18 protein-coding genes and 1 pseudogene are annotated in these 21844 nt (G+C 70.0%); 5 read left to right on the forward strand and 14 right to left on the reverse strand.

The features are described 5' to 3' along the window. The 3 genes from ACFC1W_RS03300 (at window position 1) to ACFC1W_RS03310 (ending at window position 4133) form a co-directional block, all read left to right on the forward strand. Window positions 1-2532, forward strand: coding sequence for a LuxR C-terminal-related transcriptional regulator (locus ACFC1W_RS03300; protein WP_375988616.1), 2532 nt, complete (start codon window positions 1-3; stop codon window positions 2530-2532). Window positions 2533-2683: 151 nt separating this feature from the next. After that, window positions 2684-3493: an IniB N-terminal domain-containing protein gene (locus ACFC1W_RS03305; RefSeq protein WP_375988618.1), complete on the forward strand. Its 810-nt coding sequence runs from the start codon at window positions 2684-2686 to the stop codon at window positions 3491-3493. Beyond that, a complete protein-coding gene (locus ACFC1W_RS03310; RefSeq protein ID WP_375988620.1) occupies window positions 3480-4133 on the forward strand; it encodes a hypothetical protein in 654 nt (217 codons plus the stop codon). Before ACFC1W_RS03305 ends, ACFC1W_RS03310 begins: the two co-directional genes overlap by 14 nt. Here ACFC1W_RS03310 and ACFC1W_RS03315 read toward each other — a convergent pair. The 4 genes from ACFC1W_RS03315 to ACFC1W_RS03330 form a co-directional block, all read right to left on the reverse strand. Continuing rightward, window positions 4050-5585: a dynamin family protein gene (locus ACFC1W_RS03315; protein ID WP_375988622.1), complete on the reverse strand. Its 1536-nt coding sequence runs from the start codon at window positions 5583-5585 to the stop codon at window positions 4050-4052. The genes ACFC1W_RS03310 and ACFC1W_RS03315 overlap by 84 nt on opposite strands. Further along, entirely contained in the window at window positions 5582-7486 is a 1905-nt protein-coding gene (locus tag ACFC1W_RS03320) for a dynamin family protein (protein WP_375988625.1), read from the reverse strand. The genes ACFC1W_RS03315 and ACFC1W_RS03320 overlap by 4 nt, the downstream gene beginning before the upstream one ends. A gap of 156 nt (window positions 7487-7642) precedes the next feature. Continuing rightward, a complete protein-coding gene (locus ACFC1W_RS03325; protein WP_375988628.1) occupies window positions 7643-8548 on the reverse strand; it encodes a hypothetical protein in 906 nt (301 codons plus the stop codon). Window positions 8549-8632: 84 nt separating this feature from the next. Beyond that, window positions 8633-9547: a hypothetical protein gene (locus ACFC1W_RS03330; protein ID WP_375988631.1), complete on the reverse strand. Its 915-nt coding sequence runs from the start codon at window positions 9545-9547 to the stop codon at window positions 8633-8635. Between the two features lie 194 nt (window positions 9548-9741). On the opposite strand from ACFC1W_RS03330, the gene ACFC1W_RS03335 reads away from it, so the two are divergent. Then, the gene (locus ACFC1W_RS03335; RefSeq protein ID WP_375988634.1) at window positions 9742-10935 is read left to right on the forward strand and encodes an SAM-dependent methyltransferase; all 1194 of its coding nucleotides are present in this window, start codon (window positions 9742-9744) and stop codon (window positions 10933-10935) included. Here the strand turns inward: ACFC1W_RS03335 and ACFC1W_RS03340 are convergent. The 10 genes and pseudogenes from ACFC1W_RS03340 to ACFC1W_RS03385 form a co-directional block, all read right to left on the reverse strand. After that, window positions 10925-11524 (reverse strand): hypothetical protein, encoded by a 600-nt coding sequence (locus tag ACFC1W_RS03340; RefSeq protein WP_375988637.1) that lies wholly within the window; start codon window positions 11522-11524, stop codon window positions 10925-10927. The two genes, ACFC1W_RS03335 and ACFC1W_RS03340, sit on opposite strands and share 11 nt — an antisense overlap. Continuing rightward, window positions 11521-12639, reverse strand: coding sequence for a tRNA (adenosine(37)-N6)-threonylcarbamoyltransferase complex transferase subunit TsaD (gene tsaD / locus ACFC1W_RS03345; protein ID WP_375988640.1), 1119 nt, complete (start codon window positions 12637-12639; stop codon window positions 11521-11523). Before tsaD ends, ACFC1W_RS03340 begins: the two co-directional genes overlap by 4 nt. Then, complete coding sequence (rimI, locus tag ACFC1W_RS03350) at window positions 12588-13085, reverse strand: ribosomal protein S18-alanine N-acetyltransferase (RefSeq protein WP_375988643.1); 498 nt, start codon at window positions 13083-13085, stop codon at window positions 12588-12590. The genes tsaD and rimI overlap by 52 nt, the downstream gene beginning before the upstream one ends. Continuing rightward, window positions 13082-13738, reverse strand: a complete 657-nt coding sequence (gene tsaB / locus ACFC1W_RS03355) for a tRNA (adenosine(37)-N6)-threonylcarbamoyltransferase complex dimerization subunit type 1 TsaB (protein WP_375988646.1) — start codon at window positions 13736-13738, stop codon at window positions 13082-13084. Before tsaB ends, rimI begins: the two co-directional genes overlap by 4 nt. A 50-nt stretch (window positions 13739-13788) precedes the next feature. Then, window positions 13789-14238: a tRNA (adenosine(37)-N6)-threonylcarbamoyltransferase complex ATPase subunit type 1 TsaE gene (tsaE, locus tag ACFC1W_RS03360; protein WP_375991403.1), complete on the reverse strand. Its 450-nt coding sequence runs from the start codon at window positions 14236-14238 to the stop codon at window positions 13789-13791. Window positions 14239-14342: 104 nt separating this feature from the next. Then, the gene (alr, locus tag ACFC1W_RS03365) at window positions 14343-15467 is read right to left on the reverse strand and encodes an alanine racemase (protein ID WP_375988649.1); all 1125 of its coding nucleotides are present in this window, start codon (window positions 15465-15467) and stop codon (window positions 14343-14345) included. 170 nt (window positions 15468-15637) lie between these two features. Next, a pseudogene (locus tag ACFC1W_RS03370) lies at window positions 15638-15988 on the reverse strand (holo-ACP synthase); the annotation flags it as partial. A gap of 75 nt (window positions 15989-16063) precedes the next feature. Further along, the gene (gene glmS / locus ACFC1W_RS03375) at window positions 16064-17914 is read right to left on the reverse strand and encodes a glutamine--fructose-6-phosphate transaminase (isomerizing) (RefSeq protein ID WP_375988652.1); all 1851 of its coding nucleotides are present in this window, start codon (window positions 17912-17914) and stop codon (window positions 16064-16066) included. Between the two features lie 48 nt (window positions 17915-17962). After that, the gene (coaA, locus tag ACFC1W_RS03380; protein ID WP_375988655.1) at window positions 17963-18913 is read right to left on the reverse strand and encodes a type I pantothenate kinase; all 951 of its coding nucleotides are present in this window, start codon (window positions 18911-18913) and stop codon (window positions 17963-17965) included. Between the two features lie 109 nt (window positions 18914-19022). After that, window positions 19023-20624, reverse strand: a complete 1602-nt coding sequence (locus ACFC1W_RS03385; RefSeq protein ID WP_375988658.1) for a M20/M25/M40 family metallo-hydrolase — start codon at window positions 20622-20624, stop codon at window positions 19023-19025. Window positions 20625-20841: 217 nt separating this feature from the next. On the opposite strand from ACFC1W_RS03385, the gene ACFC1W_RS03390 reads away from it, so the two are divergent. After that, on the forward strand, window positions 20842-21786 hold the full coding sequence (locus ACFC1W_RS03390) for a Ppx/GppA phosphatase family protein (protein WP_375988661.1): 945 nt from the start codon (window positions 20842-20844) through the stop codon (window positions 21784-21786). The last annotated feature ends 58 nt before the right edge of the window (window positions 21787-21844 follow it).

The raw sequence follows: 21844 nt of genomic DNA on the forward strand, positions 1-21844 counted from the left end.
ATGTCCCAGACGCCGATCCCCGAACCCCTGCTCCCGAACGCACCAGGGCGATGGCCGAGACTCGCCGTCACCCGAGTCGAGACCATCGTCGCCCACACGGGCCGGCCCATCCGGGGACTGGTCATCGGACCCGCGGGGTCCGGCAAGACAGCGCTTCTGCACCATCTCCACCGCTCCCTCGCCCACCGCGGGACGACGACTCTGGCGCTTGCGTCGCGCCGCCCTTCGGACGAGACGCCGCCGGAGACGGTCGTTCTCGTCGACGATGCGCACCTTCTCGACGACGGTGCCTTGGCGTGGATCGCCGACCGGGTCGACGACCCGGATGCAGGCATCGTCGTCGCCCGACGACCGTGGCCCCCTTCGGAGCGGCTTCACGAGATCACCCGCGCGCTGGAGCGCTCCGAGCCGCCGATCGTTCTCGGACACCTCGTCGCCGGTGACCTGCGAGATGCGTGGCCCGGCGGCCCCGCCCGGGACAGCGCGTGCGTACAGAGCATCCTCACCTTGACCGGCGGAACGGCATGGCTCGTGGCCGAAGCACTCGCCATCCACGACGATGCCCGCTGCGTGAGCGCACCGGACCACGGCGAGATCATCGAGTCGCTGGGCGAGGTGATCGCCTACCGCCTGCTCGAGCTCGAGCCGGAGATCCGCGATATCGTCCAGTCCCTGAGCCTCCGCGCGCCGAGGTCGGCCACATGGACACCGGAGGTCCGCGCGCGGGTTCTGGCGGCTCATGCGGAAGGGCTCCTACTCCAGAACGGCGAGGTCGTGCCCGTCGTCCGTTCCGCGGTCCGCGCCATCACCCCTGTCGATCGGCTTCTGGAAGCCGGTGCCATCGGGACCGACGACGACCGGACACGGTCGCTCCGCGGCATCCGCGATGCACGCCTGGCCGATGCCCTGCTGCGGGAGGCGGCGTCGACGCTTCACGCCGACCCCTTGAATGCCGGCGAGCTCTACCGGCGAGCTGGAGAGTGCGGGGCGGATGCTGTGACGGTCGCGGTCCGCAGGGCCGAGGCCTTCTGGGCGCTCGGCGATGTCGATCGCGCAGCGGCCGAGTTGGACGCGACTATCGTCCCGGACCGGCATGCCGATCGAGATCTGGCGATCGATCTCTCTGCGGCGATCTGGGCGGCGCGGTGCGCGATGGACACGGCGCGCGGCGTCTACGCGGCTGCGGGCGAATCCGTCGGACCCGCACAGAGAGCCCGCGCGACGATCGCCGCGATCGCCGCGGGAGATGGACGCGCGTCAACGTCCGTGTCGCCGCAGGCAGCGCCGCGGGCTCCGAGCGCCATCCCTTCGACTCTCGATATCTCGCTCGGCTTTCTCGTCCGCGGGCTTCGATCGACGCTCGTCGAGGCTGCGGGGAGCGTGCTCGAGAACCTGGTCCAGGCGAGTGAGATGTACACGGCGGCAGGGGCGCGGGATCCCATCCCCGAACTTCCCGCTGTCATCGCCGCCGTCGTCGCCATCAACCTCGGCGAGCTCGAGGTGGCGGACTCGATCCTGACGGATGCGCGGGATGGCGATCAGGGCGGTCCCGCGGCGCGGGATCGCCTCGCCCTCTGGAAAGCGTGGGTCGCTGTGCAGCGCGACCGCCCCCAGGAGGTGCGTGCGGCTCTCGACGTGGTCCGCAGCGCCGGTGGGCCGAGGACCCCGCGAGACCGGGTCCTCTGGGAGGCGATCGATGTCGCCGTGGCCCGCCGATACCACGACAAGACCTCGATGATGGCCACGTGGCGTCGCGCCAGGAACGTTCTCCTTCACGCGCAGTTCGACGTCTTCACTCTCCTTCCGCTCGCGGAGTTCGTGACCGTGGCCGCACGCGCAGGGGACAGCACGCGAGTGACCTCCCACTTCATGGGGGCCATTGCGAGGCTCGATGCGCTCGGCGCCCCGCCCGTCTGGTCCGCCCACGTCCACTGGGCCGGGATCCAGCAGGGGATCCTCACGAACGATCCCGCTGCGCTGAGGCCGCATGCCCGTGCTCTCGTCGCGGCATCCTCGCGCAGCAGAGTCGCCGAGCACATGGCGCGAGCCGGCAGAGTCTGGACCTCCGTCCTCAGCGGCTCCGTCGACGCGGCCGAGGTCGAGCAGGCGGCTCTGGGTCTCGCCGAGATCGGACTGGCCTGGGACGGGGCGAGGCTGGCGGGACACGGCGCAGGACGCTCGGACGATCGGCGCGACATCACGAATCTTCTGGCCTGTGCCCGGCGCCTCCATCCCCGCGACCACGTCACAGCCGGTGCCGACGACGTCGCCCTCGACTCGTCCGCCGACCGGGGCGACGCGATGCTGAGCGCTCGCGAGCGCGAAGTCGCTCTGCTCGTCCTCCAGGGCAAGACCTACAGCGAGATCGGAGCATCGATCTTCATCTCTCCGCGTACGGCGGAGCACCACATCGCGCGCATCCGGCGCCGGCTCGGCGCCACCTCTCGCTCCGACCTGATCGCGAAGCTGCGCCTCGTCCTGGATGACGAGGTCGCTGACGGACGACGGCCGGCTGGGAGGGAGATCGCATGATCCCCCTGCTGACTCGCACCGAGAGCGCCGAGCGGGATCGCGACGGTGGGTCTCCCCTACTCTGCCCGCCGTTTGCGGGGGCCATTCCCCGACGCGAAACGGAAGAGATCGCTCTACCGTCAGATCAGATTTTTAGGATGAGGAGACTGCTATGAGTGTGACGCTGGCGACGATCGCCGAGGCGCTGATCGAATTCATCCTGAGCCTCCTCCGAGATCCCGCCGCCGCAGCCGAGTTCGAGGAAGATCCGCACGGTGCGCTCGCGAGCCGCGGATTGAGTCAGACCACAGCTGCGGACGTCGCGGCCGTGACCCCCGTGGTCGTCGAACGCGTCACGGTCGTTCCACATCCACACCCGTCGTCCGCCGCCGGCGGTGCGCAGTCGGGTGACCCCGTGGTGCGCGAGATCAACACCATCGTCCACAACTTCGCCTGGATCGACGACAGCGACACCGTCGTGGACCAATCGGTCAATCAGAACATCTGGGCCGACGGCGATGTGACTCAGGTCTTCGATCAGGAGGCTGTGGTCGCATCCGGCGATGAAGCCGTCGCCGCGGGCGACGACGTGTCGATCGAGCAGACGCAGGACCGCTCCACCACCATCACGGCCGGCGATGACGCGAACGTCGGCAACGAGTCGACGGAGACGGTCATCGAAGACTCGTACAACGAATCGACCGACGCGTCGACGTCGACCGACTCGTCGACTCAGGTCGTCGTGACGGACTCGTTCACGGACGCCGCGACGGCGAGTTCCGCGACGACGCCGACGGCCACGACCGCGGCCGAGCCGGTCGCCGAACCTGAGCCTGTGGCGGAGCCTGAACCCGTGGCGGACGACACGTACGAGTCCACCGTCACGACCTACGCCGAGACGACCGAGTCTGACACCGCGGGCGCGTTCGAGTCCACGGAGACCTCACTCGTCGACGATTCGGCCGCCGATGACGAGTTCTGAGCTCACACCCGCCGACAGGCAGCGGCGCGACGCCGTGTCCACTCCGCAGGCGCGGTCGCCGTCGGTCCGCAGTGACGGGCCTCCCCCACGCCCGACGCTGACCGACAAGGCGGCCGCGCCTGTGCTGGTGAAGCTTCCGCCGCCCTTCACCGTCCGGATGAGCCAGCTGTTCTGGGTTCTCAGCCTCGTGGCGGGCGCCGCCGCCGTGGTCTACCTATTCGTCATCCGCCTGCCGCAGCACCCGGCCATCGTCGAGCGCGTACGTGCCGTCGACGCAACGCGTGCCGAGCAGACGTACGCGATCGCGGCGGACATCGTCTTCTGGTCGGTGTTCGGGGTGACCGTCGCGCTCATCGCGTTCCAGATCGTCTTCCTCGTATCCTTCGCGAATCGCCGACCGAACACGCGGTGGTGGCTGTTCGGCTCGCTGATCGTGCAGACGGGCGTATACCTCGTAGCCCAGGAGCTCGTTGCGATGGGAGAGCGCGGCGCTCCGCTCCACCAGCTGCTGCGGGCACAGCTCCTTCTGGGCGTCGTCGCGCTGCTCTTCAGCGTGCTACCTCCCGCCCTGCGCTGGACCGCGCGCCGCCATGACGTCCGCAACCCCTCGATGGGAACGGTGGGCAGCGGGGATCTGTGACGCCATTCCTTCGATACTGCGGATGACTGTGCGAGAGATCTGCACGGTCGTCTGGTCGCTCAGCGGGGACTCCGCGACCCCTCGCCAGTGATCGAGGCGCCGGGCAACGCGCTCACGCAAGTCGCGACGATCAGCTGCGTCGGTCAAGCCCAGTCGCGCGTGGACCGAGGTGCCCGCTCCGCCGACGATCCGCTCGGCTTCGGCGGCGTCGCCCGCCGAGAGACCGGTGACTCCGGTGCGGAGGCGTGCGAGCAGGGCGAGCTCGCGCAGATCGTGCGTGGCGGCCCACAGCCGCTCCACCTCGGCGAGCAGGCGTGCTCGCTCCGGACGGCTGCTGCGGCGCACGAGCAGTTCCAGTTCCTGGGCCACGCCGCGCACCTTCAACGCGCCGGCGCGGCTGCGGAACTGCTCCTCGACGAAGTGCTGAACGTCGACCAGCCCACTCTGTCGGACCATGCGCTCCGCGAGCTCGGTGGAGGAGTCCGCTCCTGCGCGCACGATCGCCGTCCCCAGCCGGATGCCGAACACGCCGAACCGCGCGAGCAGCGCACGCCGAGTCTCGAGGTCCAGCGGGATGCCGGAGTTCTCACCGAGGAACCGGTCAGCCGAGACGAGCGCGCGCGAGCGGAGGTCCCGGTGAAGGTCGGCGAGCACCCGGAAGGCGGCGTACTCGCGCTCCCGCAAGGTGCGGGCGCCCTCGGCAAGAAGTCCTGCGACCGGAATGACGTCGAGCGCGAGCGCTCGGAGCTCGCCGTCGTGCCGGTACCGTCCGGCGATCTTCGACGCCGAGATCAGTGCGTCGATGCGACCCGAGCCGATCTCGTCGGCACGGGAGAGGACCGCGAGCGCATTCACCGTCTGCGATTCCCCCGCCGCAGTGTCGCGAAACTCCTCCAGGAAGGTGAGATCGGATGCGTGCACGTGACGCAGCAGATAGATGATCGCGTCCGCAGCGGACGGCGCACGCGAGGGCGTGAGGAACGACGCCGTCCGCGCCGAGACGTCGGTCGACAGCGAGGCGATGCCCGGCGTGTCGATGAGGACGGTGGACCGGAGGTTCTCCGAAGGCCACTCCACGTCGATCCAGTCGACATCCGGGGCGCGCAGTGCGCCGAGATCGAGGAAAAGACGGCCATCCCGTCGCCGGACCGGCATCCGCTCGGTTCCACCATCGCGGCGATGCACGGTGATGCTCGGGGTCGTCCCGTGCCGGTACCAGGTGACCGTGCGGGTGCACTCCCCGGCGTCCGTGGGCGCGATCTCCTCGCCTATCAGCGCATTCAGCAGAGTCGACTTCCCCGCTTTGACCATTCCCGCGATCCCGATCCGCAACGGCTCACGAAGTCTCCGGTCGCACGCCTCGAGCAGCTCCGCTGCTGAACCATCGTGGGAGACGGACGCGCGCACGTGCTCGATCACCTCGAACGCGTCGGCGAGCGCTCCGCCGGTCACGGGGAGCTCGTCCCGACGGTCTGCGCGGGCGCCAGCTGGGGGATGTCCGCTCGCAGGGCCTCGATCCTCGCCTCTTGCGCCTTGAGCTCCCGCACCCTCGCGTCCCGGTGCGCGGTGAACGTCGCCGCGGCCTGCTTGGCAGCCGTCACGGAGTCTGCCAGCGAGCGATGGAGCTCGTCGGCGATTCCGCCGAAGTGGTCTCTCGCCGTCCGCTGGACGAACCGGAGCCGGTCCTTGAGCTGCTTCCCGACCTGGAACACGACGTCCTCGATATGGCGCCGCACGAGATTCTTCGCCTCCGACTGCCGACGGCTCAATCGGGCCGACCGATCCTCACGGTAGGCGCGCCTGCCTACGACGACGCCGACCAGCAGCGAGAGCGGATTGATCAGCGAGAGACCCACAAGACTGGTGGCCAAGCCCATCATCAGCACCCCGCCGTACGATCCCCGCACGCCGATGTAGATCTTCTCGGCCGCCCCGAGCCGGCCCTCGTCGAGCGCCTGCAGGCTCTCTACGGAGTCGAGGACGTCGTCGGTGCCCGCCACGTCGATGCGCGGCAGCGACGACTCCGTGGCGGCGAACTCGACGGCGACCTGCTCGCAGAGCCATTGCGACCGCTCGTTCATCCACACGAACGTCTCGGATACGGCGGACGCGACGCGCTGATCGAGCCAGCTGGCGATCTGGTCCCAGATGGGTCCGGGGTCGCCTTCGTCGATGGCCCCCTCGGCCTCGCGCTGCACCTTGCGAAGACGATCCCGCAGGTCGTGCTCGGTGTCCGCGATGAGGTCCGCGATGCCGTCGCTCAGCGTGACCTGCCAGCGCGACGTCCGGCCACGGAAGTCGTCCGCGCGCGACTTGGCGTCTTCGAGCCTGGCGATCATGCGCGGTGTGTCTTCTGGATGCAGTAATGCGTTGAGCTCGGTGTTCACCGCCAGCATGAGCTGGTCCGCGACCGACGATACGTCGTGTACCGCTGCACGCTGATGAATCGCGGCCGCGCGGCCTATGACGTCGCGCCTCAAGTGCGACACCAGCGAGGGGAACCCGGATTCGTCGTTCAAGCCGCGGTCCTGCTGCTCCGCGGCCAGGATCCGCAGGTCGCTCGAGATCGGGAAGATGGGGATCTCGCCGACCTCCGAGAGGTGCGACCTGTCGATCTCCTCGATCTGCCGCCATTCGGGGTAGAGGTCTGTCTTCGACAGCACCGCCGCGACGTTCGGAGACACCCGCATCGCATTGCGCAGGAACTGCACCTCGGGCTCGGTGTACTCCTGCGAGGCGTCCGAGACCAGAAGCACGGCGTGCGCCGTCGAGATCGCGGCGAGCGTGCTGAGGGCGCGGGTGGATTCGAGCCCACCCACCCCTGGCGAGTCGACGAGCCGCAGCCCGCCCTTCAGCAGTTCGCGGGGCAGCATGACTTCGGCGCCCACCACCTCGGCGTCGTCCGCTCTGTCGCCGCCCTCGGACACGAACTGCGCCACCTCGTCGATGGGGATCGGCTTCCGCTCGATCGTGGTCCCCGATGCGCGCTCCCTGCGCAGCAGGACCACGGCCGACGGCTCGGCGGCATACCCGACCGCCGTGGGCACGCTCGTCGCGAGATCGTCGTCAACGGGGCAGGCCGGCGCATTGATGAGTGCGTTGACCAGCTTGCTCTTGCCCTGCTTGAACTGCCCGATGACGATCACTCGTATATTCGGATCGTCCAGTCGAGCGCGCGCGTCGTCGAGGCGTCGAGCCAGGTCCGCCCGGCCGGCTTCCTCCGCGAGCGCTCGTGTACGCCGCACGAGGTCGAGGAGGGCGTGCGCGTCGGCGGACCCCAGCACTGAACCGCGCCCGCTCGCGGACGACGCGGACGCGTGGTGATCTTGCTCCCCGGGCAGGCTCTGAGTCAACCTCGACTCCTTCGGCGGCGGTATGTCCGTCAGTGCACACGCTAGCGCGTTCCCAGCGCGTGCGGTCCCCCGCGAGGACGGGAATGCTCCGGGCCGGCGACCCGGCCCGGAGCATGTTCCCCCAGTGGTGTTCCCGCGTACCTGAGGTCTGGACCGTCACTCCGGCATGTCGAGGTCGACGGTCGTGTCATCCACGATCACGGTGTCCTCGCTGTCCCAGATGACGTTGGCATCCACGTCCCAGTCGCTCTCGTTGATCGATGAGAGCTCCTCGTTGAAGGAGTTGGTCGCCGTGTACGAGTCGGAGTGGTCGTCGAACGAGCCGTCGATGTCGACATCCCACGAGTTATCGGTGTTGGTGGAGCCGTCGATCACAGAGTTGTGCGAGTCGATCACGTTCTCGATCGACGTGGAATTGCCGACGTTCACGTCGCCTCCACCGAGGATGGTCGTCGATTCATCCAGCCGCTGGTCGATGTCGACGTCGTCTCCGGCGGCCATCGCCCCGTCGCCCGACGCGACGACGGCGTCGCTCCTCGCCCCCAGCCCGACACCGCCGAAGGCAGCGGCGTTGACGTTCACCGACTGATCGACGATCGTGTTGTGGCTCGCGACGTTCAGCGCACCAGCTCCGCCGGCCGCGCCGGCGAACGCAACGTCGCCCATGCCGACGTTGTAGGTGCGGGCACCCGCGCTGAGCGAGTGATCGTCGACCGACGCGTCGGTCCACGAGTTGTTCGAGTCCTCCTCGGAGTTGTCGGAGTTGTCGTTGTGGGAGTCCTCGGTCGAGTTGTCCGTGTGGTCGTCGACCGAATTGTCGGAGTTGTCGTTGAACGAGTCCTCGATGTCTGCGTCGATGTCGACGTCGACGTCGTTCGAATCCTCATTGAATGAGCCGCCGACATCCGCCGTCGTGTTCTCACTGGCGTTGGTCGACGCGTTCGTGTTGCCGGCGTCGTCGACGCCGACGGTGATGTCCGCGGTGTTGACGGCCGTGGAGTTGAACGAGTCGCGCATCCGGAGGTTGTACGAATCGTCGATGTCATCGATGCCGAAGGGCATGTCGTGTTCCTCTCATCGTCGGCGCATGCACCGATCGAGCAGTGGGGCCCGGCCCGGAGAACGCTCCCGGGCCGGGGTGACGGATCAGAGACCGAGGTCGAGATCGTCGACGATGGCGGAGTCGCTGCTCTCCACGATGGCGTTCACGTCGGCGTCCACATCGAAGGTGGCCGTCATGTCGGTCGTCTCATTGAACGAGTCCGTCGCCGTGTAGGTGTCGGAGTAGTCGTTCCAGGAGTCGTCGATATCCACGTCCATCGAGTTGTCCTCGTTGGTGGAGTTGTCCTCCCATGAGTTGTACGAGCCGACGACATTCGACACCGTCGTCTCATTCCCGACGTTGACGTCACCTCCGCCCGCGATCACCGTCGAGTTGTCGACGCGGGTCTCGATGTCGACGTCGTCCCCGGCTGCGATCGACTCGTCTCCCGATGCGACGACTGTCCCGCTCGCGGAGTACGCGTGCATACCCCCGCCGAGTACGTTGGCGTTCACCGACTGGTCGACGATCGTGTTGTGGCTCTCGACCGACATTCCGCCGGCTGCGCCGCGCGCGGCCGCCAGTCCTGCACCTCCCGCCCCGCCGAGGCTCACGTCGCCCATGCCCACGTTGTAGGTGCGGTCCCCCGCACTCATCGAGTGGTCGTCCGTCGACCTGTCGGTGAAGGTGTTGTACGAGTCCTTCACCCAGTTCTCGGAGTTGTCGTTGTTGGAGTCGTCGGTCGAGTTGTCCGTGTGGTCGTCGGTGGAGTTGTCGGAGTTGTCGTTGAACGAATCCTCGATGTCCACGTCCGTGTCCATGTCGACATCGTGCGAATCCTCGTTGAACGAATCCGTCACGCCGACATCGACGTTGCCGCTGTCGTTGACGGATTCATCGGAGTTGCCGACGTTGTCGAGGTCCACTCCCAGCGTCGCCGAGTTGGTGGTCGTGGTGTTGAACGAGTCACGCACGCGCGTATTGAACGAGTCGTCGAAGTCGTTGATGTCGATAGGCATGAGCCCTTCCCTATCCCGGGGCGCTCCCCGATCCTGATGTTGGCTTGAACGCTACGAGCGTCCACCGTGGAGCACATCGGGGAGGACTACCTGCCTGCCGCGTCCGCACGCGGGGTTCTCCCCAGCACTCCCCGAGGCCGGTAGGGGGTACGGCTGGGCGAGCGCGCGGATCACGGTCCCCGTAGGCTGGCCGGATGCAGATGGCCGAGCTGACCGCGCTGCTGACCCCGGAGGGACTCCGTCTGCTCGATGCGCTCCCGGCCGCCGAGTCGGCCGACGACGTCGCGCGGACGGTCACCCGGCTGCGCAAGGAGGGGTACTCCCCCGACCTCGTCTCGGCAGTCGTGACGCAGTCGCGCCTGCGAGCCCGGGCTGCGGCGAAGTTCGGTGGGTTCGCCGAGCGGATGCTGTTCACGCGCGCCGGACTCGAGCAGGCCACACGACTGCAGATCGCGGCCCGGCATGCCGGACGGTTCCGTGCGGCCGGCTTCAGCCGCGTCGCCGACCTCGGCTGCGGCATCGGTGGCGACGCCCTCGGTCTCGCGGGACTCGGCCTCGCCGTGACCGCCGTCGATGCCGACGAGGTCACCGCCGGGATCGCCGCTTACAACCTCGCGCCGTTCGGCGACGCCGTCACCGTGACCCACGGCACCGCGGAAGAGGCGGACCTCGCAGACGTCGACGCCGTCTGGCTCGATCCGGCACGCCGCACCATCGGGCACTCCGAGACGCAGCGCACGCGTCCCGAGGACTGGTCGCCGTCGCTGGAGTGGGCGTTCGATCTCGCGACGCGCCTCCCCACCGGGATCAAGCTCGGCCCGGGTCTCGATCGCGACCTCATCCCCGACGACGTCGAGGCGCAGTGGATCAGCGCCGACGGCTCCACGGTCGAGCTCGTGCTGTGGTCGCGCGGCCTCGCCCGGGAGGGGGTGCGACGGGCGGCCCTCGTGCTGCGGGGCGACGAGGCGCACGAACTCACCAGCGCCGCCGACGCGCCCGACGAGCCGGCTCGCGAGCTCGGCGCGTTCCTGCACGAACCCGACGGAGCGGTCATCCGGGCGCGGCTCATCGGCGACGTGGCGCGATCCCTCGAGGCCGGCATGCTCGATGAGCACATCGCCTATCTGACATCGGATGCCGCCGTCACGAGCCCGTTCGTGTCGACCTTCCGGGTCGACGAGGCGATGCCCGCGAAGATCCCGACCATCAACGCGGCGCTGCGGGACCGAGCCGTCGGCCGCCTCGAGATCAAGAAGCGGGGTGTCGACATCGACCCCGCCCAGTTCCGCAAGAAGCTCACGCTGCGCGGCGACGGCGAGGCGACGCTCTTCCTCACCCGCGTCGGCAGCCGGCGGCTCGCGATCCTCGCCGACCGCGTCAGCCGATGATCGACGCCTGGGCGGCCGCGTAGAACAGCCAACCGGCGCTGTAGAGGATCGACACGACGCCGAGCACGAGCGCCCAGATCGCGACCGGGCGACTCTCGAGCGGCCGGCGCAGCGCCAGAATGGCCGTGACCACCCCGACCAGGCCGATCGGGAAGCCCCAGCCGACGAAGAGCGACACGACCAGCCCCGCGATCGATGAGGCGAGCGCCCACCCTGCGAAGCCGCGGTGCGGGGGGTCGGTCGGCGGCATCAGCCACTGAGCGGTCGCTGCCGGCTCTTCCGTGCCGGGCTCGGGCGGCGCCGACTGGGACGTCACCGCGACCGGCGCGGTCGGCAGTCGCAGGAAGCCGCCGCGGTGCGCGCCGGGGAGAGGGGATGCTTCGTCCGCGAGCGACACGTCGGGCGAGGGCGGCTCGACCGCGGGCTGCGGAGCCGGCGGCGCGGGTGGCACGGCCGGCTCGGGTGGGACCGGCTTCGCGCGCCGGGCGGGCTCGGCCTGCGGCGCGGGCGGCGCCTGCTCCGCGCGCCGAGAGGCCTCGGCGCCCGCCGCGGGCTCGCCGGGTGGCGGCATCCGCTCGTCGTCGCTCACGCGACCGCCTCCGCGACCTGGATCTCGGTCACCGGCAGGGTCGAATCGGCGCCGAACTCCAGGGTCGACGGCGGGCGGCCCGACATCACGAGCTCCGACGCGAGGGCGGCGATCATCGCTCCGTTGTCGGTGCACAGCGACAGCGGCGGGATGCGCACGGTGACGCCCTCCGCGGCCGCACGCTCGAGCGCGACATCGCGCAGACGGCGGTTGGCGATGACGCCGCCGCCGAGCAGCAGCCGCGGCACCCCGTGATCACCGCAGGCGGCGAGTGCTTTCGTGACGAGCACATCGACCACGGCCTCGCGGAAGCTCGCGGCGACGTCGGCGACCGGAATCGGCTCGCCGGCCGCCTCGCGCTGCTCGATCCATCGCGCGACCGCGGTCTTGAGCCCCGAGAACGAGAAGTCGTAGCGATGCGAGGCCATGTCGCCCGGGCGCGAGAGCCCGCGGGGGAAGCGGATCGCGTCGGGATCACCGCTCGCCGCGGCCCGGTCGATCTCTGGGCCGCCAGGGTAGGGCAGTCCGAGCAGGCGCGCGACCTTGTCGAACGCCTCACCCGCGGCATCGTCGACGGTCTCGCCGAGCAGCACGACGTCGCTGGTGAGGTCGCGCACGAGCAGCAGCGACGTGTGGCCGCCCGAGACGAGGAGCGCGACGGTGGGGTACTCGAGCGGCGGGGCGTCGGGATCGAGGATGTCGGCGGCGATGTGCCCGACCAGGTGGTTCACGGCGTACAGCGGTCGGTCGAGCGAGACGGCGAGCGCCTTGGCGGCGCCCACGCCGACCATGAGCGCGCCCGCGAGGCCGGGTCCGGACGTGACGGCGACAGCGTCGATGTCGGACAGCGCGACGCCCGACTCGGCGAGCGCCGCGTGGATCGCCGGCTCGAGCGCTTCGAGGTGCGCGCGGGCGGCGACCTCGGGCACGACGCCGCCGTAGCGGGCGTGCTCGTCCATCGAGCTGGCGATCGTGTTCGACAGCAGCGTGCGCCCGCGCACGATGCCGATGCCGGTCTCGTCGCAGCTCGTCTCGATCCCGAGGATCAGCGGCTCAGGCCGGTTCACGTGCACACTCCCGCGTCGTCGGCGGACGCGGCATCCCGCGCGGCCCATCCGCGCAGGTCGAGCTTCATGACGACGGCGTCCACGTCGTCGGGCTGGTAGTAGCGCGGGCGGCGGCCGATCTCGAGGAAGCCCTCCGAGACGTAGAGCGCCTGCGCCACCGGGTTGTCGGCGCGCACCTCGAGGAACACGTCGTGCACGTGGCGGTCGGCGGCCTCGGCCAGGAGTGCGCGGAGCAGCGTGCGGCCGCGGCCTCTGCCCCGCGCGGACTCGGCGATGGTGATGGTCTGCACGTCGGCGTCCTGCGCTCCGCGCACGGCGCGCAGGCCCGCGTAGCCGACCAGTCGCCCTGCTTCTTCGTCGACGATGTACCAGCCGTGCGGCGAGGCGATCTCCTCGCGCATCATCGCGTCCGACCAGGCATCGGTCGGGAACGACGCCCGCTCCAGCGCCATGATCGCCTCGACGTCGGCCGGCCCGGCCGCACGCACCGTCATGTGCCGACCCGCTTCCGCGCGGCGGGCGGGGTCACGTCGGGTGAGCGCAGGTACAGTGCGTCGGACGAGGCGATCGCGCGGCCGGCCGCGAGGGCGCGCGCCGCGCACAGCGCGAGGAGCGCACCGGGCACCCGGTCGGCGTCACGCCGGATCACGCCGTCGCGGGCGAGCACGGCGTCGAGGTCGTCGCGTGGCGCCAGCGCGGGCTCGGCGACGCGCACGGGCAGCCCGTCGTCGTCGAGGCCGCGATAGACCGAGTAGGCGAACTCTCGCCGGCGGGCGTCGGTCACGACGGCGAACGGCAGGTCGTCGCGGTCGAGGCCGCCGGTCAGCGCGTCGTGCAGCAGCAGCTCGATGGCGACCGCATCGTGGCTTACGACCGGCACGACCCGGATGCCGCGCCCGAGGGCGAACGCCCGCGCTGCGGCGATGCCCACGCGAAGCCCGGTGAAGGGCCCCGGGCCCATGCCGACGGCGACATGCGTGATGTCGGAGGCGGTGAGCGATGCCTCGGCCAGCGCCCGCTCGATGAGCGAGCCGATCACCTCGGCGTGGCCGCGAGGGTCGACGCTCTCGACCTGAGACCGCACGACGCCGTCGTGTTCGACGACCGCGACGGCCGTGCCGAGAGACGTGTCGATGCCGAGGATCACCCTTCCCAGGGTAGTCGCCGCCTCGCGCGCCCCGGCGACCGCCCGATTCCTCAGGGCCGGCGGTTGATCGTCACGGCGCGCGGCGTGTCGGCGTCGAGGTCCTCGGCCACGCGCGACGACGTGCCGCACGCGGTGTCGATCCCCCGGCCGTGCCACTCGCGGTCGAGCTCGATCTCCCACCACGTGTCGCGGAGCCCCTCGACCATGCCGCGGCCCCACTCGACGATGACCGCCGACCGGTCGAAGTCGATGTCGAGGTCGTCGAGCTCGGCGGGCGATCCGAGCCGGTAGGCGTCCACATGCACGAGCGGCGTTCCGCCGACGAGCGACGGGTGCGTGCGCGCGAGCACGAAGGTCGGACTCTGCACCGGACCGCGCACCTCCAGCCCGCGGGCGATGCCGCGCGTCAGCGTCGTCTTGCCGGCGCCGAGCGGACCGGTGAGCACCACGAGGTCGCCGGGGCGCAGCATCCGTCCGATCTGCTCGCCCAGCTGCTCCATCGCCTCGGGTGAGACGATCTCGCGGGTGCCGAGGAGGGGGTCGAGTCCGGTGAGCGTCTGTTCCACGTCGGAGTCAACGCCCGGAGCGCCGTCGGCGTTCCCACTCACGCCGAGACCTGACGTCGCGGAACACGCGGCCCGATGCGCGTGACCACCTCGTAGTTGATCGTGCCGGCGACACGCGCCCAGTCGTCGGCGGCAGGCGCCCCGAGGGTCGGGTCGCCGAAGAGCACGACCTCCTCGCCGACCGCCACGGGGTGGTCGCCGACGTCGACGACGAACTGGTCCATCGCGATGCGCCCCGCGACCTCGAACCGGCGGCCGCCGATGACAACGGGACCGGCTCCGGATGCCTGGCGCGGCACGCCGTCGGCGTAGCCGAGCGGCACGAGCGCGAGCGTCGTGTCGCGCTCCGCGCGGAATGCGTAGCCGTACGACACGCCCTTGCCGGCGGGCACGCGCCGCACGGCGGCGACGGCTCCGCGCAGCGTCATCGCCGGACGCAGTCCGAGGTCGGCAGAAGTGCGGTCCGCGAAGGGGGAGAGTCCGTAGATGCCGATGCCGATGCGCACGCAGCCGAGGCGCGTCTCGGGCAGCGCGATCGCCGCGTGCGTCGCGGCCAGGTGGCGCAGCGGCGGAGCGAGCCCGAGTGACGCCGCCAGCGCAATGCCGTTCTCGAAGGCCCGCAGTGCTGCCCGGTCGTCGTCGGCTGAGGTGTTGGACAGGTGACTGAACAGTGCGATGACGCGGAGCTTGCCGATCCGCTCGAGCCTCGCGGCCTCGGCGAACACGATGCGCTGGTCCTCCGGGGCGATGCCGTTGCGGGAGAGCCCGGTCTCGAGTTTGAGGTGCACGCCGACGGGACGGTCGGCGGATGCCGCGCCCGCGGCGGCCAGCAGCTGATCGAAGCTCGAGATGCCGAGCTCGATGCCGAGCGACGCGGCCTCGGCGAACGACGTACCCGGGGCGTGCAGCCACGCGACGATCGGGGCGTCGATGCCCGCACGCCGCAGCGCGATCGCCTCGGTGATGTCGGCCACACCGAGGCGGGTCGCCCCGCCGGCGAGCGCGGCGACCGCCGACCGCACCGCGCCGTGACCGTACCCGTCGGCTTTGACGACCGCGATGACCTCGGACCCCGTCAGCCGGCGCAGATGGCGCACGTTGTCCTCGATGGCGCCCACGTCGATGGAGGCCTCGCGCATGACGCCTGCCGGGAGCCTGGTCATCGTGCTCCCGCCCCGTCCGCGCCGCGCTCCCCGTCCTCGTCGCGCTCCACGTCCTCGTGCGCATCGCGAGACGACGCATCGGCGACGAGACGACGGACGCCAGGCGCCGTCTCGTCGCGGACGTGCTGTCTCGCGGAAGAGGCCGAAGGGACGAAGGGCGAAGGAGGAGCGGATGCCTCCGCCACCACGTACGCGGTGGCGAAGCCGGCGTCGTGCGACATCGACAGGTGCAGGGCGGTGATGCCGCGGTCGGCGACGGCATCGGCCGTCGTGCCGCTGAGTGTGAACCACGGGCGGCCGGATGCCTCGGGCGTGATCTCGATCTCGGTCCAGTGCACGCCGTCCGACCCGCCGAGCGCCTTGATGAGCGCCTCTTTCGCGGCGTAGCGCGCGGCGAGCGAACGCGGCTTGAGCTCGCGCTCCTTGACCGAGAACAGCCGCACCAGGAGCCGCGGCGTCCGCTCGAGCGTCCGCTCGAAGCGGGCGATGTCGACCAGGTCGACGCCGATCCCGACGATCACGTACCTCTCCCGTCACGCCGCGGTCGCGGCATCCGTCACCCTATCGCGGTGTGTGCGGACGCCTCGCGGTCGCTCTCACTCGACCGTGACCGACTTCGCGAGGTTGCGGGGCTGGTCGACGTCGAGGCCCTTGGCGGTCGCCAGACCCATCGCGAAGATGTGCAGCGGGACGACGGCGAGCAGCGGCTCGAAGAACGGACCGGCGAGCGGGATGCGCAGCACCTCGTCCGCCTTGGGCAGCACCGCGGCGTCGCCTTCCTCGGCGATAGCGATCACGCGGGCGCCGCGCGCGCGGATCTCCTCGATCGACGAGATGACCTTCTTGTGCATCTCGGCCGACCTGCGGGGCGAGGGCACGATGACGAACACGGGCTGACCGGGCTCGATGAGCGCGATCGGACCGTGCTTGAGCTCACCCGCGGCGAAGCCCTCGGCGTGGATGTACGCGAGCTCCTTGAGCTTGAGGGCGCCCTCGAGGGCGATCGGGTACCCGACGTGACGGCCGAGGAACAGCACCGAACGGGTGTCGGCCATCCAGTGGGCGAACTGCTCGATGCGGGGCTGCTCGCGCTCGAGGATCTGCGTGATCTTGCCGGGGATCGCCTCGAGCTCGGCGACGTGGGCCGCAGCCTGGTCGGCCGGCACGACACCGCGGACGCGGCCGATGTGCAGACCCATCAGGTAGAGCGCGGTGACCTGCGCGACGAACGCCTTCGTCGAGGCGACGGCGACCTCCGGGCCGGCGTGCGTGTAGACGATCGCGTCGGACTCGCGCGGGATCGTCGCGCCCTGCGTGTTGCAGATCGACAGCGTCTTCGCCCCGTGCTCGCGCGCGTACTTGACGGCCATGAGCGTGTCCATGGTCTCGCCGGACTGGCTGATCGACACGACGAGCGTGTCGGGTCCGATCACGGGGTCGCGGTAGCGGAACTCGTGGGCGAGCTCGACGTCGACGGGAATGCGCGTCCACTGCTCGATGGCGTACTTGCCGACCTGGCCGGCGTAGGCGGCGGTGCCGCACGCGATGACGATGATGCGCGAGATGCCGGTGAACAGGTCGTCGAGCCCGTCGAGCTCGGGGATCACGACCTCACCGTCACGGATGCGGCCGCGCAGCGTGTTGGCGACGGCCTCGGGCTCTTCCGAGACCTCCTTGGCCATGAACGAGGACCAGCCGCCCTTCTCGGCGGCCGACGCATCCCACGTCACCTCGAAGGGCTCGACCTGGACCGGGTTCCCGTCGAAGTCGGTGACGGTGACGGCCTCGGGGGTGATGGCCACGATCTGGTCCTGGCCGATCGCGAGGGCGTTGCGGGTGTGCTCGACGAACGCGGCGACGTCGGAGCCGAGGAAGTTCTCGCCTTCGCCCAGGCCGATCACGAGCGGCGAGTTGCGGCGCGCGCCGACGACGAGGCCGGGCTGGTCCTCGTGCATCGCGAGAAGCGTGAACGCACCCTCGAGACGCGAGACGGTGGCCCGGAACGCGGTGATGAGGTCGCCGCTGCGCTGGTACTCACGGCCGAGGAGCACGGCGGCGATCTCGGTGTCGGTCTCGCTGCGGAAGGTGAACCCGTCGGCGAGCAGTTCGTCCTTGAGCTCGGAGAAGTTCTCGATGATGCCGTTGTGGATCACCGCGAGCTTGTCGTCGTCGGCGAGGTGCGGATGCGCGTTGCCGTCGGTGGGTCCGCCGTGGGTCGCCCAGCGGGTGTGGCCGATGCCGGTCGTGCCGTCGGCGAGGGGGTGCGCGCTGAGGTCGTCGCGCAGCACCTGGAGCTTTCCGGCGCGCTTGCGCATGCCGAGACCGCCGTCGCCGTCGATGACGGCGATGCCGGCCGAGTCATAGCCGCGGTACTCGAGGCGCGAGAGCCCGGAGATCAGGACGGCCTGGCTCTGCCGCGGGCCCACGTATCCGACGATTCCACACATGCCTCCAATGGTAGGCGGAGGGTTATGCGAGGAGCCTGAACGAAAAGGTCAGAGCTTGCGCAGCAGGACTCGCTCGACGGTGTGGTCGGCGGCCTTCTGCAGCACGAGGCTCGCGCGCCCGCGCGTGGGCAGCACGTTCTCCATGAGGTTCGGCAGATTGATGTCGTTCCAGTAGCCGAGCGCGGTCTGCACCGCTTCTTCGTCGCTCAGGTGCGAGAACACGTTGAAGAACGAGCTGGGGTTGGAGAAAGCGCCCGTCTTGAGGGCCATGAAGCGCTCGACGTACCACTGGGCGATGTGCGCGGGATCGGCGTCGACGTAGACGGAGAAGTCGAACAGGTCGCTCACCGCGACGTCGTGCGGGGCGGGTGGCGGCTGCAGCACGTTGAGCCCCTCGACGATCACGACGTCGGGGCGGCGCACCGTGACGTGCGCGTCGGGGACGATGTCGTACCGCATGTGCGAGTAGAACGGCGCCCTCACCTCGGGCGCTCCGCTCTTGACCTCGGTGAGGAACGAGACCAGGGCGCGGCGGTCGTAGGACTCGGGGAAGCCCTTGCGTGCCATGATGCCGCGGCGCTCGAGCTCGGCGTTCGGGTAGAGGAACCCGTCGGTGGTGACGAGCTCCACTCGGGGCGTGTCGGGCCAGCGGCTCATGAGCTCGCGCAGCAGACGCGCGATGGTCGACTTTCCCACGGCGACGGAGCCCGCGACGGCGACGACGAACGGCGTGGTGGAGTCTTCGTCGTGGAGGAACGCGCTGGTCTCGGCGCCGAGCTGCTTGGTGGCCTTCGCGTAGAGCGAGAGCAGCCGCGAGAGGGGCAGGTAGACCTGCTGCACCTCGGCCATGTCGAGGCGGTCGCCGAGACCCCGGATCTGCACGATCTCGGTCTCGGAGAGCGGCTGCGCCATGCCCGCTGCGAGGCGCGCCCACTCGCCGCGGCCGATCTCACGGTAGAGGGACTGCGCCGGGGCGATGGTGGCTTCGTCTGCGGACATCCCGCTCATCGTAACGGGTGGACGGATGCCGCCACCGACCTGTGCGGGATGTGCAACTGAGGCGGGCCCGCCCCCCGAAGAGGACGGGCCCGCCGCCGGACGATCGGCGTCAGCTCGCCGAGTGGTGACCGTGGTCGGGGTGGAGGCCACCGCCGCCGCCGGCCCACGTGCCCTCGGCACCGGCGGGCGCGGGCAGCTTCAGGCCGCCGGGCACGTTGGCCCCGCGGACGCCGTTGACCGCCTCGGTCGAGTACGCGTACGCCAGGACCGACAGTGCGATCGCGTCGGCGTTCGTGTCGAGCGCGTCCATGCTGACATTGTCGATGTCGTCGCACGCCTGGTGGTAGCACGGGTCGAGCCACTCGCCCGCCATGCCGCCCCAGATCTCGGCCTGCTCCGCCGTCTTCTCGTCCTCGGCGCCGGTGAAGAGACCGCCTGCCGGGATGCCCGCCAGGATGAACGCCTCGTAGTCGCTGCGGCCGCTGAACTCGGCGTCGTCGTACGGCACGCCCACGCTCGTGAAGTAGCTCTCGAACATGTCCTCGATCTGGACCGAGCCTTCCGGCACCACGACCGGGGCCTCGAACGTCGACTCGTCGCCGTCGTACACCATGAAGATGTAGTTGGGCGAGGCGACCATGTCGAAGTTGAGGTACAGCGCGATGCGGTCCTTCTCAGCCTGGCTGAGCCCGTCGACGTAGGCCTGCGAGCCCACGAGGCCGACCTCTTCGGCAGCCCACCATGCGAAGCGCACCGTGTTCTGCGGCTTGACCTTGCTCATGCTCTCGGCGACCTCGAGCAGCGCGGCGGAGCCCGAGCCGTTGTCGTTGATGCCGGGACCGGCCGGGACCGAGTCAAGGTGGGCGCCGGCCATCACGACGTTGTTCGCGTTGCGGCCGGGCAGCTCGGCGATCACGTTCTGCTGCGGGTGGTTCTCGATGAACATCGACACCGTGGCGGTCGAACCGGGAACGGCGAGCGCGCCGCCGGCGGCGAACGACGTGTTCACGACGGGGATGTCGAGCGGGGTCGGGTTCGCACCGATGAGCGTGACGTTGCTCATCGGGCCGGTGTTGCCCGGGGTGCCGTTGTTGAAGATGATGACGGCCTCGGCGCCGGCGTTCTGTGCATTGCGCGCCTTGATGCCGAACTCGCATGCGCCGCGCTGGATCAAGGCGATGTCGTTGTCGCCCTCGAAGAGGGTCAGGTCGAAGTCCTCGGGCTGGCAGCCGCTCGTTCCTCCACCGGGGGTGCCCAGGGCGAGGTCGACCGGGATGACGTTTCCGGTCACCGAGCCCTCGGCTGAACCGGTCACGAAGTAGCCCGCAGGGTGGTTGACGTCCTGCGGCGTGAGCTGGTGAACCGTGGGGATCGGCACGAAGTAGTCGAACTCGTCGATCGACACGGTCCAGCCCGCGGCCTCCATCGTCTCGACGACGTAGTCGACACTGGCCTCGTAGCCCGTGGTGTCGACGGCGCGGTTGCCGTTGTTCTCCTCGGCGATCTGCTGGAACGCCTCGAGGTGCTCCATCGCGCCCTCCGCCGAGACGCACTCGAGCAGCTTGGCGATCGTGTTGTTGTTGCGGTTGTCGCATTTCGCGGCGGGTGCGGCTGTCGCCGCCGACACCGGAGCGATGGCGAGTGCCACGGCCGTCGCGGCGGACGCGGCGAGTGCCAGCCCGCCTCTCCCTGTGATGCGGGATCGATTCATGTTCTCTCCTTCACGTGAGCGCTCATCGTCGAGCGCCTAGCGCACGGGCTATTCCTGAGGTGTCCGCGCGCGGGGACGGATGCCGGATCGGCACCCTGGCGCTGAGGCTAGACGGGCGATTCCGGGGACGGTAGCGAACGAGGCCAGTTCTCATCCTGCGCTCATCCGCGGTGAGCCCCTCGGTCGTGCAATCCGAGCGCACCTGTACTGTCGACCCGTGCGCCTGGGAGTCCTCGACATCGGATCGAACACCGTCCACCTGCTCATCGCCGACGTCCGCCCCGGGGGTAGACCGCTCGCGACCACGAGCCGCCGGACGGTCCTGCGACTCATGCGCTATCTCGGTCCCGATGGCGAGATCACGCAGGAAGGCGTCGACGCCCTGATCTCGGCGGTGACCGAGGCGCGGACGGTCGTGGCATCCGAGAACGTCGTCGAACTGCTCGCGACAGCGACGTCGGCCGTCCGCGAGGCGACCAACGGGCCCGAGGTCATCGCGCTGATAGAAGAGGCGCTCGGCCAACCGCTCCAGGTGCTCGGCGGCGAGACCGAGGCGCGCTACACCTTCCTCGCCGTACGCCGCTGGTTCGGCTGGGCCGCCGGGCAGATCCTGCTGCTCGACATCGGCGGAGGCTCGCTCGAGATCGCCGCCGGACCCGACGAACTGCCCGAGCTCGCGGCCTCCGTCCCCCTCGGCGCCGGGCGCATGACCGTGGAGTTCCTCCCGCACGACCCTCCGGGCGAAGACGCCATCGACGTGCTGCGGGCGCATGCGCAGTCCACCCTGGCGCCGATCGCCGAGCGCTTCGGGCAGCTCCAGTCGCCGGATCACATCGTCGGGTCGTCGAAGGCGATCCGGTCGCTCGCCAAGCTCGCCGGCCGTCCGGTTCCCGGTTGGCCGGGAAGCGAGCGGATGCTGCTCCCCCGCGCCTCGCTCGCCTCGTGGATCCCCCGGCTGGCGAAGATCCCCGCGCCCGTGCGCCAGGAGCTGCCCGGCATCACCGCCGACCGCACGTTCCAGATCGTGGCCGGAGCCGTGGTGCTGGACGAGGCCATGCGCGCGCTCGGGGTCGATGAGCTGGAGGTGTCGCCGTGGGCCCTGCGCGAGGGCGTGCTCCTGCGATACATCGAATCGCTGTCGTGGAGCGCGACGGCAGCCTGAGCACCGGAGACGACGACGGCCCCGCCTTCTCAGGCGGGGCCGTCAGTCGATCGGGGTC

Origin of the sequence: Microbacterium sp. NPDC056003 (assembly GCF_042274785.1) — a bacterium.
GTDB lineage: Bacteria > Actinomycetota > Actinomycetes > Actinomycetales > Microbacteriaceae > Microbacterium.

What these genes read in the sequence shown, in the direction of transcription:
- ACFC1W_RS03300 (WP_375988616.1), top strand. Translation starts at nt 1, where the DNA reads ATGTCCCAGACGCCGATCCCCGAACCCCTGCTCCCGAACGCACCAGGG.
- ACFC1W_RS03305 (WP_375988618.1), top strand. Translation starts at nt 2,684, where the DNA reads ATGAGTGTGACGCTGGCGACGATCGCCGAGGCGCTGATCGAATTCATC.
- ACFC1W_RS03310 (WP_375988620.1), top strand. Translation starts at nt 3,480, where the DNA reads ATGACGAGTTCTGAGCTCACACCCGCCGACAGGCAGCGGCGCGACGCC.
- ACFC1W_RS03325 (WP_375988628.1), bottom strand. Translation starts at nt 8,548, where the DNA reads ATGCCCTTCGGCATCGATGACATCGACGATTCGTACAACCTCCGGATG.
- ACFC1W_RS03330 (WP_375988631.1), bottom strand. Translation starts at nt 9,547, where the DNA reads ATGCCTATCGACATCAACGACTTCGACGACTCGTTCAATACGCGCGTG.
- ACFC1W_RS03335 (WP_375988634.1), top strand. Translation starts at nt 9,742, where the DNA reads ATGCAGATGGCCGAGCTGACCGCGCTGCTGACCCCGGAGGGACTCCGT.
- tsaD (WP_375988640.1), bottom strand. Translation starts at nt 12,639, where the DNA reads ATGGGCCGCGCGGGATGCCGCGTCCGCCGACGACGCGGGAGTGTGCAC.
- rimI (WP_375988643.1), bottom strand. Translation starts at nt 13,085, where the DNA reads ATGACGGTGCGTGCGGCCGGGCCGGCCGACGTCGAGGCGATCATGGCG.
- tsaE (WP_375991403.1), bottom strand. Translation starts at nt 14,238, where the DNA reads ATGGAGCAGCTGGGCGAGCAGATCGGACGGATGCTGCGCCCCGGCGAC.
- alr (WP_375988649.1), bottom strand. Translation starts at nt 15,467, where the DNA reads ATGACCAGGCTCCCGGCAGGCGTCATGCGCGAGGCCTCCATCGACGTG.
- glmS (WP_375988652.1), bottom strand. Translation starts at nt 17,914, where the DNA reads ATGTGTGGAATCGTCGGATACGTGGGCCCGCGGCAGAGCCAGGCCGTC.
- coaA (WP_375988655.1), bottom strand. Translation starts at nt 18,913, where the DNA reads ATGTCCGCAGACGAAGCCACCATCGCCCCGGCGCAGTCCCTCTACCGT.
- ACFC1W_RS03385 (WP_375988658.1), bottom strand. Translation starts at nt 20,624, where the DNA reads ATGAATCGATCCCGCATCACAGGGAGAGGCGGGCTGGCACTCGCCGCG.